The 13290-nt window shown below is 69.7% G+C and carries 4 protein-coding genes and 6 pseudogenes; 9 read left to right on the top strand and 1 reads right to left on the bottom strand.

Translation table 11 applies throughout. The annotated features are described in order from the left end of the window. Positions 1 to 262: 262 nt before the first annotated feature. From ABFB10_RS13320 to ABFB10_RS13290, 7 genes and pseudogenes are all read left to right on the top strand, one after another. Positions 263 to 2725 (top strand): annotated as a pseudogene (locus ABFB10_RS13320) (xanthine dehydrogenase molybdopterin binding subunit). Beyond that, the gene (gene xdhC / locus ABFB10_RS13315) at positions 2688 to 3650 is read left to right on the top strand and encodes a xanthine dehydrogenase accessory protein XdhC (protein ID WP_430523015.1); all 963 of its coding nucleotides are present in this window, start codon (positions 2688 to 2690) and stop codon (positions 3648 to 3650) included. The pseudogene ABFB10_RS13320 and the gene xdhC overlap by 38 nt, the downstream one beginning before the upstream one ends. Beyond that, positions 3617 to 5140, top strand: a complete 1524-nt coding sequence (locus ABFB10_RS13310) for an ABC transporter ATP-binding protein (RefSeq protein WP_347166877.1) — start codon at positions 3617 to 3619, stop codon at positions 5138 to 5140. The genes xdhC and ABFB10_RS13310 overlap by 34 nt, the downstream gene beginning before the upstream one ends. Positions 5141 to 5224: 84 nt before the next feature. Further along, positions 5225 to 6311: pseudogene (locus tag ABFB10_RS13305) on the top strand (ABC transporter permease). A 187-nt stretch (positions 6312 to 6498) separates the two neighbouring features. Further along, positions 6499 to 7421: pseudogene (locus ABFB10_RS13300) on the top strand (ABC transporter permease). A 29-nt stretch (positions 7422 to 7450) separates the two neighbouring features. Next, positions 7451 to 8528 (top strand): annotated as a pseudogene (locus ABFB10_RS13295) (BMP family ABC transporter substrate-binding protein). Positions 8529 to 9138: 610 nt separating this feature from the next. Next, positions 9139 to 10765, top strand: a pseudogene (locus ABFB10_RS13290) (BCCT family transporter). Positions 10766 to 11117: 352 nt separating this feature from the next. On the opposite strand, the gene ABFB10_RS13285 reads toward ABFB10_RS13290, so the two are convergent. Continuing rightward, positions 11118 to 11819 (bottom strand): vWA domain-containing protein, encoded by a 702-nt coding sequence (locus ABFB10_RS13285; protein ID WP_347166876.1) that lies wholly within the window; start codon positions 11817 to 11819, stop codon positions 11118 to 11120. A gap of 279 nt (positions 11820 to 12098) precedes the next feature. Between ABFB10_RS13285 and pdeM the strand changes: the two are divergent. Then, positions 12099 to 12772, top strand: a pseudogene (pdeM, locus tag ABFB10_RS13280) (ligase-associated DNA damage response endonuclease PdeM). Between the two features lie 38 nt (positions 12773 to 12810). Next, positions 12811 to 13242, top strand: coding sequence for a PaaI family thioesterase (locus ABFB10_RS13275; protein WP_347166875.1), 432 nt, complete (start codon positions 12811 to 12813; stop codon positions 13240 to 13242). Positions 13243 to 13290: the final 48 nt, after the last annotated feature.

Genomic DNA, 13290 nt, shown 5'->3' with positions numbered 1-13290 from the left:
GCAGGACAACGCCTGCCATGGCGCATCAGACCCCTCCCCCATGCGCAAGACCCGCCGGGATGCGCGCGAAAGGCTCCTCCGTTTCATCCGCCACAGGTCCGGCCCGTACCCGGCCCGCCGCCCGCGCCGCCGCCCCTGTCGCGGGACGGGCCCCCGCCGCGGCCCCCGTGCGCCCGGCTGACGTGAAGCGCGCGGAAGGGGTTTCCCGCCTCTGTGCCACGGGTCCGGCCCGCGCCCGGGCCACCCTCCCGGAGGCCCCGGCATGAGCGTCGCCAAACCCCTTCCCCACGACGCCGCCCGCCTGCATGTGACCGGCGCCGCGCGCTACGTCGACGACATTCCGACGCCCGCGAACTGCCTGCACCTCGCCTTCGGCCTCTCCCCCATCGCGGCGGGGCGGATCACCAGCCTCGACCTCGAGGCGGTGCGCGCGGCCCCCGGCGTCGTAAAAGTCTGGACCCGCGCCGACCTGCCGTCGAACTGCGACTGCTCACCCTCGAACCACGACGAGCCGCTGTTGTCCGGGGGCAGCCTGCACTACCTCGGCCAGCCGGTCTTCCTTGTCGCGGCAAGCTCGCATCTCGCCGCCCGCCGCGCCGCCCGCCTGGCGAAGATCGAGACCGCCGCCCGCGACGCGATCCTGTCCATCGAAGAGGCGCTGGAGGCCGACAGCCGCTTCGAAGCCGGTCCGGTGATCTGGCAGCGCGGCGATGCGGACGGCGCCATCGCCGAGGCCCCGCACAACCTGTCCGGCAGCCTCGACATGGGCGGGCAGGAACATTTCTACCTCGAAGGCCAGTGCCGCGCTGGCCTTCCCGCAGGAAGACGGCGGGATGCTGGTGCATGCCTCGACCCAGCATCCGACCGAGATCCAGCACAAGGTCGCACACGCGCTGCACCTGAACATGCACGACGTCCGGGTGGAAACCCGCCGCATGGGCGGCGGCTTCGGCGGCAAGGAAAGCCAGGGCAATGCGCTGGCCATCGCCTGCGCGGTGGTGGCTTCCGAGACCGGGCGACCCGCGAAGATGCGCTACGACCGGGACGACGATTTCACCATCACCGGCAAGCGCCACGATTTCCGCATCGACTACGCGGTCGGCTTCGACGACGAGGGCCGCATCGCCGGGGTCGAATTCGTGCAATACGCGCGCTGCGGCTGGGCGCAGGACCTCTCGCTGCCGGTGGCCGACCGCGCGATGCTGCACGCGGACAACGCCTACTGGCTGCCCGCCTGCCGGATCGAAAGCCACCGGCTGAAGACCAACACCCAGAGCGCCACCGCCTATCGCGGTTTCGGCGGCCCGCAGGGCATGCTGGGGATCGAGCGGGTGATGGACCATATCGCCCACGCGCTTGGACGCGACCCGCTGGCGGTGCGGCGGGTGAACTACTACGGCGGGGCTGAGGCGGATCCGCAGAGGGGGGCTCTGCCCCCCGCTCCTGCGGAGCCCCCCGGGATATTTCCGGACAGAAGAATGAGAAGGAGGATTCCGCGGCGGAGGGCGAAGCGCCTGCGGGCGCGGACCTGGCCTCGCGCGGGGGCCGGAGGGGCCGGAGGATCGCGGCGGGCCGGTGGCCTCCGGGACTGTGCAGACCACGCCCTACGGGCAGCCGGTCGAGGATTTCATCCTGCACGAGATGACCGGGGCGCTGGTCGCGTCCTGCGGTTACGCGGCGCGGCGCGAGGCGGTGGCCGCGTGGAATGCCGCGAACCCGGTGCTGAAGCGCGGCATCGCGCTGACGCCGGTGAAGTTCGGGATCTCCTTCACGCTGACGCATCTCAACCAGGCCGGGGCGCTGGTGCATGTCTACCAGGACGGCTCCATCGCCATGAACCACGGCGGCACCGAGATGGGACAGGGGCTGTTCCAGAAGGTCGCGCAGGTGGCGGCAAGCCGCTTTGGCGTGCCCCTTGAGGCGGCACGGATCACCGCCACGGACACCGCCAAGGTGCCCAATACCTCGGCCACGGCGGCCTCTTCGGGGTCGGACCTGAACGGCGCGGCGGTGGCCCCGGCCTGCGACGCGATCGTGGCCCGGATGGCCGCCTATCTGGCGGAGCTGCACCAGTGTTCCGTCGACACGGTGGCCTTCGACGGCGGCCGCGTCGTGGTCGGCGGGCGGGAGATGAGCTTCGCCGAGGCTGCCGCGCTGTGTTACCAGTGGCCGGGTGAGCCTGTCGGCGACCGGTTTCTACAAGACGCCGAAGATCCAGTGGGACCGGCAGCGCGGACAGGGGCGGCCCTTTTACTACTTCGCCTACGGGGTGTCCTGCACCGAGGTCGTCGTCGACACGCTGACCGGCGAGAACCGCATCCTGCGCAGCGACATCCTGCACGACTGCGGCGCCTCGCTGAACCCGGCGCTGGATCGCGGCCAGATCGAGGGCGGCTACGTGCAGGGCGCGGGCTGGCTGACCACCGAGGAACTGGTCTGGGACGACAAGGGCGCCCTGCGGACGCATGCGCCCTCGACCTACAAGATCCCCGCCTGTTCCGACCGCCCGCCGGTCTTCAACGTGGCGCTCTGGGACGGCCAGAACCGCGAGCCGACGGTTTACCGGTCCAAGGCGGTGGGAGAGCCGCCCTTCATGCACGGCATCTCTGCCTTCCTCGCCCTGTCGGATGCGGTGGCGGCCTGCGGGTCCGCCTACCCGGATCTCGAGGCGCCCGCCACGGCGGAGCATGTGCTGGAAGCGATCCGGCGGGCGCGCGGTGTTTGACCTTCAGGGCCTGCGACGGGCGGTGGCCGCCCATGGCCGGGTCGCCCGCGTCGTGGTGGCCGAGGTGGCCGGGTCATCGCCGCGCGAGGTCGGTGCGGCCATGCTGGTCTGGGTGGGCGGGCAGTCCGGCACCATCGGCGGCGGCGCGCTGGAGTATCAAGCGGCGCAGGCGGCCCTGACGCGGCAGGGGCTGACACGGCATCCGCTGGGGCCGGGGCTGGGCCAGTGCTGCGGCGGGGCGGTGACGCTGCTGACGGAACACTACGATGCCGCCGCGGTGGCGGCGCTGGACGAGACCGTGATCGCGCGCGGTCCCGGCGACAGGCCACTGGCGGTGCAGCGCCTGATCGACCGGGCGCGCGCGCGCGGAGAGGCCCCGGCGCCGCAGCTGCTGCAGGGCTGGATGGTGGAGCCGGTGCGGCACCCCACGCTGCCGGTCTGGGTCTGGGGGGCGGGCCACGTGGGCCGCGCCGTGGTCGATGTGCTGGCGCCGCTGCCCGACCTCGCCGTCACCTGGCTGGACACCGGGCCGGAGCGCTTCCCCGAAACGGTCGCCGAGGGCGTCACCCCACTGCCGGTGGCCGAGCCGGTGCGCGCCGTCGCGATGGCGCCCCGGACCGCCGCGCACCTGATCCTGACCTACAGCCACGCGCTGGACCTCGACCTGTGCCACGCGCTCTTGCGGCACGGCTTCGGCTTTGCCGGGCTGATCGGGTCGGAGACCAAGAAAGCGCGCTTTTCCCGACGCTTGCAGTCTTTGGGCCACACATCTGCCGAAATCGCGCGCATCTGCTGCCCGATCGGGCAGAAAGCTCTGGGCAAGCATCCGCAGGCCATTGCCATCGGGGTCGCCGCGCAAATAGTTTCGTTGCAAACGAGGGACAGAACAGAGTGGCCGATACACTCCTCAGCATCCGGGGCCTGACCAAGGCCTACCCCGGCGTCGTGGCCAACGACGCCGTGTCCTTCGACATCGGCAAGGGCGAGATTCACGCCCTGCTGGGCGAGAACGGCGCGGGCAAGTCGACGCTGGTCAAGATGATCTTCGGCCTGGTGATGCCGGACCGGGGCGAGATGACATGGGACGGGGCGGATTTCGCGCCCTCCAAGCCCTCGGACGCGCGGCGGACCGGCGTGGCCATGGTGTTCCAGCACTTCTCGCTTTTCGACGCGCTGGACGTGGCCGAGAACGTGGCGCTGGGGATGGAAGCCCCGCCCCCCATGACGCAGCTGGCGCGGCAGATCCGCGAGGTCTCGGAGACCTACGGCCTGCCGCTGGATCCCTCGCGGACCGTCGGCACGCTTTCGGCGGGCGAGCGGCAGCGGGTCGAGATCATCCGCTGCCTGCTGCAGAACCCGCGCCTGCTGATCATGGACGAGCCGACGAGCGTGCTGACCCCGCAGGAGGTCGAGATCCTCTTCGAGACGCTGAACACCCTGCGCGCCGAGGGGACCTCGATCCTCTATATCTCGCACAAGCTGGAAGAGATCCGGGCGCTTTGCGACACGGCGACGATCCTGCGGCTGGGCAAGAAGGTCGACACCTGCATCCCGCGCGAGACCACGGCACGGGAAATGGCCGAGATGATGGTGGGCAGCAGTTTTGCCACCCCCGAGGCGCGCGGCGTCGAGAAGGGCGCGGTGCTGCTGGCGGTGCGCGGCTTGTCGCTGCCCGCGCCGGGGGCTTTCGGGACGCCCTTGCGGGAGATTTCGTTCGAGGTGCGCGCGGGCGAGGTGCTGGGCCTTGGCGGCGTGGCCGGGAACGGGCAGGACGAATTGCTGGCGGCGCTGTCGGGAGAGCGGCTGGCGCCCGCGGGCTCGGTCTGCCTGAAGGGCGCGGACATCAGCCGGCAGGGGCCGGTGGCGCGGCGGGCGGCGGGGCTCTTGTCGGCGCCGGAAGAGCGGCTGGGCCATGCGGCGGCCCCCGACATGAGCCTTCTGGAGAACGGCGTGCTGACGGCGGCACGGCGCAGGGGCCTGCTGAGCCGGGGCTTCATCTCCTGGGGCAAGGCCAAGGGCTTTGCCGAAGAGGTGATCCAGCGCTTCGACGTGCGCACGCCCGGCGTGCACACGGCGGCGCGGGCGCTTTCGGGCGGCAACCTGCAAAAATACGTGGTGGGCCGCGAGATCCTGCAGGCCCCCGAGGTGCTGGTGATCAACCAGCCGACATGGGGTGTGGACGCGGCGGCGGCGGCCTTCATCCGGCAGCAGATCCTGGATCTGGCGGCCAAGGGCAGCGCGGTCGTGGTGATCAGCCAGGACCTCGACGAGCTGATGGAGGTCTCGGACCGCTTCGGCGCGCTGAACGAGGGGCGGCTGTCGGCGCTGCGCCCGGTGGCGGAGCTGGACATGGAACAGATCGGCCTGATGATGGGCGGCGCCCACGACATGGAGGTGGCCCATGTGGAGGCCTGAACGCGTGATGCAGGCGCCGGTTTCTTCGAAAGAAACCGGGTCGGAATTTTTGGAAAATTCCGCGCGCGTGGCGGGGGCCGTGGCATGATCCGGCTGGAGAAGCGCCCGCAGCCCTCGCGGCTCTGGACCGTGCTGACGCCGGTGGTGGCGGTGCTGCTGACCATGGTTGTCGGCGGCATCCTCTTCTGGTTCCTTGGGGCGCAACCGGTCGAGGCGATCCGCACGATCTTCTGGGACCCGCTCTTTCACCCGCAGTTCGCCAGCTATTCGCGCCCGCAACTGCTGGTGAAGGCCGCGCCGCTGATCCTGATCGCCATCGGCCTGTCGATCGGCTTTCGCGCGGGCATCTGGAACATCGGCGCCGAGGGCCAGTACATCATCGGCGCGATCTGCGGCGCCGGGGCCGGGCTGGCGTTCTACCCGTCCGAGAGCCCGCTGATCTTCCCGCTGATGGTGCTCTGTGGCGCATTGGGCGGCTGGGCCTGGGCGATGATCCCGGCCCTGCTCAAGACCCGCTTCGGCACCAACGAGATCCTGGTCTCGCTGATGCTGGTCTACGTGGCGCAGAACGTGCTGGTCTCCGTCTCGACCGGCTTGCTGAGGAACCCCGAGGGCATGGGCTTTCCCGGGTCGCGGAACTTCAAGCAATGGCCCTCGGTCCACAACGCCGAGCTTGTGTCGAACACCGGCCTGCACTGGGGGGTCGTGGCGGCGCTGATCGCGGTGATCGCGGCGCAGGTGATGATGACCCGCCACATCCAGTGGCTTCAATATCCGCCTGAGCGGAGAGGCGCCGCGCGCCGCGCGCTTCGCCGGGGTGAACCCGGCTCGGATCGTGTTCCTTTGCCTTGGCCTTGCCGGCGCGCTGGCAGGGATGGCGGGGCTTTTCGAGGTGACCGGCCCGGCGGGACAGCTGACCGACAGCTTCAACGCGGGCTACGGGTTCACCGCGATCATCGTGGCCTTCCTCGGGCGGCTGAACCCGGTGGGCATCCTGCTGGCGGGCTTTCTGATGGCGCTGACCTACATCGGCGGCGAGCTGGCGCAGCTGATGCTGAGCCTGCCCGGCGCGGCGATCCAGCTGTTCCAGGGGATGCTGCTGTTCTTCCTGCTGGCCATGGATGTCTTCACCAACTACCGGCTGCGCTTTGGCGCGGGGGTGGCGGCGTGATGCGGTCGGCAGGTGTTGGCGCGTGTTGCGCGGGCCGGAACGAGGGGCTGCGCTGCGCGCGTTCAGCGTCGCCTCACCCCTCGCGCTCCCCGGGATATTTCCGGACAGAAGAAGCAGGGGCCGCGCGCTGTCTTGGGCGAGATGGGCCGTTTGCCGACACCCCCGGCAACAACGGAGGGTTTTCCTGATGGATTTCGGTTCGATCAACCCGGTGCTGCTGGTCGCCTCGATCATGATCTCGGCCACGCCGATTCTGCTGGCGGCCATTGGCGAGATGGTGGTCGAGAAGTCCGGCGTGCTGAACCTTGGCGTCGAGGGCATGATGATCACCGGCGCCGTGGTGGGGTTTGCGGTGGGGGTGAGCTTTGCCTCTCCGGCCCTGGGGTTCGTGGCGGCGGCGGCGGGGGAGCGGCGCTGAGCCTTGTCTTTGCCGTGCTGACGCAGGTGCTGCTGTCGAACCAGGTGGCGACGGGGCTGGGGCTGACGCTGGCCGGGCTGGGCCTGTCGAGCCTGATCGGCAAGCCCTACGAGGGGATCAAGTCCCCCACCCTGCCGAAGCTGGATATCCCTGTGCTCTCGGAGCTGCCCGTACTGGGGCGCATGCTGTTTTCGCATGACGCCATGGTCTACCTGTCGCTGCTGCTGGTCGTGGCGGTCTGGGCCTTCCTGAAATACACCCGCGCCGGGCTGATCCTGCGCGCGGTGGGCGAGAGCCACGGTTCCGCCCATGCGCTGGGTTACAAGGTCGTGCGCATCCGCGTCGCCGCCATCCTCTTCGGCGGCGCCTGCGCGGGGCTGGGGGGCGCCTACCTGTCGCTTGTGCGCGTGCCGCAATGGACCGAGGGCATGACCGCGGGCGCGGGGTGGATCGCGCTGGCCATCGTCGTCTTCGCCTCGTGGCGGGCGGGGCGGGTGGCGCTGGGGGCCTACCTCTTCGGCGGCATCACCGTGCTGCAGCTGAACCTGCAGGCCGCCGGGGCCGAGGTGCCCGTCGCGCTCTTGTCAGCCTCGCCCTACCTGATCACCATCATCGTGCTTGTCATCATCTCGGCACGCGGCGCGCATGGCGCGCCCGCCTCGCTGGGCCGATCTTTCCACGCCTCGTCCTGAGGCCAACCCTGAACCAACGGGAGACCACCATGCTTCGCAGAACCCTTCTTGCCTCCGCCGCGGCCGTGCTGACGCTGGGCAGCGCCGCGCTGGCGCAGGACGATCCGCTGACCGCGGGCTTCATCTACATCGGACCGCCGGGAGACGGCGGCTGGACCTACGAGCACGATCAGGCCCGCCAGAAGATGGAGGCCCATTTCGAGGGCAAGGTGAAGACCGTCTACCAGGAGAACGTGCCGGAAAGCGCCGACGCCGAGGGCGCGATCACCCGCATGGCGCTGTCCGGCGCCGACATCATCTTCACCACCTCCTTCGGCTACATGGACCCGACCATCGCCGTGGCCGAGAAATTCCCGGACGTGAAGTTCGAGCATGCCACCGGCTACAAGCGCGCCGACAACGTCTCGACCTATTCGGCGCGCTTCTACGAGGGCCGCGCGATCCAGTGGCCACATCGCGGGCAAGATGACCAAGACCAACAAGATCGGCTACATCGCCTCGGTGCCGATCCCCGAGGTCGTTCGCGGCATCAACTCTGCCTATCTGCACGCCAAGAAGGTGAACCCGGACGTCGAGTTCTCGATCATCTGGCTGTATACGTGGTTCGATCCGGCGAAAGAGGCCGATGCCGCCCGCGCGCTGATCGAGAACGGCGCCGACGTGGTGCTGCAGCACACCGACTCGACCGCGCCGCAGGCCGCCGCGCAGGAAGCCGGGAACGTCATCACCTTCGGCCAGGCCTCGGACATGGCGGATTACGCGCCGATGCCGCGCGTCTCGTCGATCATCGACAACTGGACGCCCTATTACATCGAGCGCGTGCAGGCGGTCATGGACGGCACATGGGAGTCGAAGGACACCTGGGACGGGGTCTCGACCGGCATGGTCGGAATCGGCGAGATCACCGACGCGGTGCCCGCCGAGGTCAAGGAAGAGGCGCTGGCCATGAAGGCGGCGCTGGCGTCGGGCGAGTACCACCCCTTCACCGGCCCGATCAACAAGGCCGACGGCACGCCATGGCTGGCCGAGGGTGAGACGGCCAGCGACGGCGACCTTGCGGGCATGCTGTTCTTCGTCGAGGGCCTCGACGCGGAAGTGCCGCAGTAAGCACAGGGCCGATACGGTTCGACCTGACGCCCCCGAAGGAGACTTCGGGGGCGTTTTCCTTTCCGCTTTGGACGACGACTCACCGCTCGGGTTGAGATGCGCTCCCGACGGAAACCCCGGGGGCGTTTGCACTGCACGCTGAGAACGACAGCTTTCCCGGACCGGTGAGCCGCGCCATCGCAGGGCCGTGGTCCGGCGACCCTTCGGTTCAGGAAGGCAGTTTATCCCGGCAATGTCCCTACGAGTTCAGACAGGTCGCGCCAACATCAGCCAACTCGCCGGGCCGTCGCACCGTAGCTGCGCCGTTGCCAGTGGCCCCCTTTGGCGGGACGGATGGCCCGTCATGTCGAAGACATGCCCCCGGCATGATGGCGCGGCGGCTTCGCCTAGATTCCGCGCCGGGTGGTGGATCGCCTGTTGCTGCGATCAAGGGGGAGCGTCGCGCAGGGCGCCCTTGTCGAGGATTGACCTGCGGCCTTCCCGATCGTTCGGGCCCCCCGGCAGCCTGCGCTTCCTCCGCAAACTTAACCTTTGTTAAACAAATCAGGAACCGCGCACTCTCCCCTGCGTTGTGTCGGAAAAGTGAGTTTCAAAACGGGGGACAGAATTCTTGGAACAGCTTGCACGAAGGCTCGGTCTGCGCACCGATCCGATCATCTTCTTTACATCCGCCGGTTTCACCCTTGTCTTCGTCCTTGCCCTGGTGATCGCCCCCGAGGCCATCGGCCGGGCCTTCGCCGCCGGTCGCGCCTGGATCGTCACCAACCTTGGCTGGTTCTTCATCCTTGGCGTCAACGTCTGGCTGGGCTTCCTGATCTGGGCCGCCGCCTCGCGCCATGGCCATATCCGGCTTGGCCCCAAGGGCTCGCGCCCCGAGTTCAGCAACCTGTCGTGGTTCACCATGCTCTTTGCCGGCGGCATCGGCACGGTGCTGATGTTCTGGGGCGTGGCAGAGCCGATCTCGCATTTCTCGGCGCCGCCGATACAGGGGGTAGAGCCCTACACGGAACAGGCCGCGCGCGATGCCATGTCCATCGCGATCTATCACCTCGGCCTGCACACCTGGACGATCTTCACGCTGCCCGGGCTGGCCTTCGCCTATTTCATCAACCGCTACGAACTGCCGGTGCGCGTGTCCTCGGTCTTTTACCCGCTGCTGCGCGAGGGCATCCACGGCCCCATCGGCAAGGCCATCGACGTGGCCGCCATCCTCGGCACGCTCTTCGGGGTCGCGGTCTCGCTGGGCCTCGGCTCCAGCCAGATCGCCGCGGGCCTGAACGAGCTGTTCGGAACCGGTGACGGCCCTGCCGTGCAGGTGACGATCCTCGCGGTCCTGACGGGCGTGGCGGTCTGTTCCATCGTCGTGGGGCTGGACAAGGGTGTGAAGGTGCTGTCGAACCTCAATATCGGCATGGCCGTGGCACTGATGGTCTTCGTGCTGGTCTGCGGCTCGACCCTGTTCCTGCTGCGCGGCATCGTCGAGACCTTCGGGCTGTACTTCGGCAACCTGCCGCGTCTGGCCTTCTGGAACGACATGCTGGCCAACAACAACCCGAACACCGAAACATGGGGCTGGCAGGGTGGCTGGACGGTCTTCTACTGGGCCTGGACGGTGACCTGGTCGCCCTTCATCGGCCTTTTCGTGGCGCGGATCTCGCGCGGGCGGACGATCCGCGAATTCGTCTTCGGCGTGCTCATGGCGCCCTCGGCCTTCACCCTGATCTGGTTCGCCATCTTCGGCTGGCAGGCGATGGAATTCGACGGCCTCGGCCTTGCCGCCCGCGCCGCCATGGGAGAGGAGGCCGGCCAGATCAGCGCGGCGGTGGCGGAGAGCGTGCCGCTGGCGATGTTCGCCTTCTTCGAGCACTTCCCCTTCACCACCTTCATCCAGTGGCTTCGCGGTGGTGATCGTGGCGATCTTCTTTGCCACCTCTTCGGACTCGGCCAGCCTTGTGGTCGACATGCTCTGCACCGGCGCGCCGGAACCCGGCCCGGTGGGGCAGCGGGTCTTCTGGGGCGCGACAGAGGGGCTGGTCGCCGCCATGCTGATCGTGCTGGCGGGCGATGCGGGGCTGGACGCCCTGCAACAGGTGATCACCTTGGTCGGGCTGCCGATCTTCGTGCTGGTCTGCATGATGATCCCCTCGCTGATCCGGGGCTTTGCCATGGAAGAGATCGACCACATCACCATCGGCACCCGGCCAGAGCTGGAAGAGTTCCACCCGGACAACGCCTGACACAGGGGGGGGGGGCGCCCTGCCCCGCCATCCGGCGCCGCTGTTTCCCCAGCGGCGTCTGCGGTTGCTGCGGCGCTCCGCGACCGCCCGACCCGATCACCTGTGCCGCTGGAAAGAGCATCTCTTCGTCTGTGCACGGGGCGACGCGGGACCGGGTCGGCCCGCTGCGCCCGCAGGGCGAAAACCTCCACGGGACTGGCCGGGTTCGTGCCGGTAAAGGCCTGGACAACACCGGGCCCCGGCAACCCCGACGCGACCGGGTGCCAGAAAATCCGCAGCCCGCGTCGCCACGGCCCGCCCCGGTCCTTCCAGTCAGGGGCCGGTCGTCAGCCTCGCCAGCCTGCGCGCCCTGTCAGAAGCCTGCCCGAAGACATTGCACCCCAACGTCACCCGCAGGGCGCCGACCAGTTCGTCCACCGTCTCGGCCCCCACGTAGCGGCTCGCCGGTGCGGTCGGCGAGGCAGCGCGCCACCGTCGCGTCCCCCGAGGCCTCTGCCCGGCCCGGGTCCGGCCAATCGTCGCGCACCTTGAAGCCGATCACATGCACCGTCAGCCCCGGCGCCGTCGCGGCCAGCTCTGCCGCCAGCTGGCAGGGCTGGCCGCCGCAGGTTTCCTTGCCGTCCGTCACCAGCACCACCGCGCCGCTGTTCCCGGGCGCGCCCAGCACCTCGGCGGCCCGCTTCACCGCATCGGTCAGGGACGTCCCGCCCGCGGGCCGCAGCGCCTGCACATCGGCCAGCAGCCGCGGCGCCGCCTGCCATTGCGGGGCAAAGCGCAGGTCGATGTTCCGGCAGGTCCGGTCCCCGGCAGGACCATAGATCACCAGCCCCAGCCGGCGCGCCGCCGCGATCTCGGGGATCACCCGGTTCAGGGCTGTGCGCGCCTCGGAGATGCGCGGGACGCCGATCCCGGTAGAGCCGATCTCGGCCATGGAGCCGGAGCCGTCGAAGACGATCATCGCATCCTCGGTGCAGCTTTGCCCCGCGCCGGTGGGCGCCGGGGCCAGAGCCAGCGCCGCCGCCAGCACGGGCGCAAGGGGGTCATAGAGGCGCATGGGCCGTCCTCCCTGCCCAACAGCCTGCCCGGTTGCAGGCCACCTGTCCAGTTCCCGGCCCGCAGCCACCCGCCGGGGCGGAACCGGCACAGCAGGGGCGCATGGCCGGTCCTGTGGCAGAACCACGCCGAGTGTCGGACGATCCCGCTGCCCCAGTCGCACGGCCCTGCCCAGAGGCCGACGCGCCCGGCCCCCGGACAGGGGCAGGATCCTGCCCCGCCGCAGGCACCCGACCACGCGCCCCTTGATGCCCGCGCATGTCCGGGGCAAAGACAAAGGATGAACATCCACGAATTTACCTTCCGCGGCGTCTCGCTGCACGCCTTGCCCTCCGGTGCCCTGCACTGGCCAGAGGAAGGGCTGCTGGTGGTCTCGGACCTGCACCTTGGCAAGTCGGCCCGGCTGTCGGCGGTGGGCGGCGCGCAACTGCCGCCCTACGACACGCAGGAAACCCTGTCGCGGCTGGAGCAGGATCTGGCCGCCACCCGCGCCCAGTCGGTGATTTGCCTCGGCGACAGCTTCGACGCGCCCGGGATCGATGCCTGCCTGCCCGAGCCTGAGGCCCTGTGGATCACCCGCCTGCAAGCCGGGCGCGACTGGACCTGGATCGAGGGCAACCACGACCCCGGCCCGGTGGCCCCGGGGGCACGCACCGGGCCGAGCATCGTCTGGGTCCGCTGGTCTTTCGCCACATCGCCAGCCCCGGGACAGAGGGCGAGGTCTCTGGCCATTACCACCCCAAGGCCCGGATCGTGGTGCGCGGGCGCGCGCTGACCCATCCCTGCTTTCTCTGCGATGCCCGGCGGCTGATCCTGCCCGCCTACGGCGCCTATACCGGCGGGCTCTCCTGCGACCGCGCGCCGCTGGCCACGCTGATGGGCCCCGAGGCCCGCGCGATCCTTCTGGCGCGGCGCCCCGTGGCGATCCCGATGCCGCGCGCCGCCGCAGGGTAACGCTTGCCGCCCGGCCCGCGCCCGGCAATGCTGGGGCCATGCAGACCGACCTCGAAACCCGCATCCGCGACAGCTTTGCCCGGCAGGGGCTGATGACGACACTGGGCGCGACGGTTGTCTCGGTCGGACACGGGACGGTGGAGATCCGCGTGCCGGTGACCGCCGCCGCCAGCCAGCAGCAGGGCTACGCGCATGGCGCGGTGGCCTTCGCCATCGGCGACAGTGCCGCGGGTTATGCCGCCGTCACGGTGCTGGCCCCGGGCGACGACGTGGTGACCTCAGACATGACGATCCACTACCTGGCCCCCGGCACCGGAGAGGCGCTGGTCGCCCGCGGTCAGGTCGTGAAGCCCGGTCGCCGGATGCTGGTGACGCAGGCCGATGTCTACGCGGTGACCGAAGGGGCAGAGCGCCACATCGCGCGGCTGACCGGCACGATGGTGCGCATCCCGGCCCCCGAGCCCCGGTAGCGCGCCAACAGGCGCCGTGGTGCCCGGCGCGATCCAGTCACCCGGCCC

The organism is Ponticoccus litoralis (assembly GCF_039769985.1).
In the GTDB taxonomy this organism is placed as follows: domain Bacteria; phylum Pseudomonadota; class Alphaproteobacteria; order Rhodobacterales; family Rhodobacteraceae; genus Ponticoccus; species Ponticoccus litoralis.
This window is presented reverse-complemented; position numbering and strand designations above follow the sequence as displayed.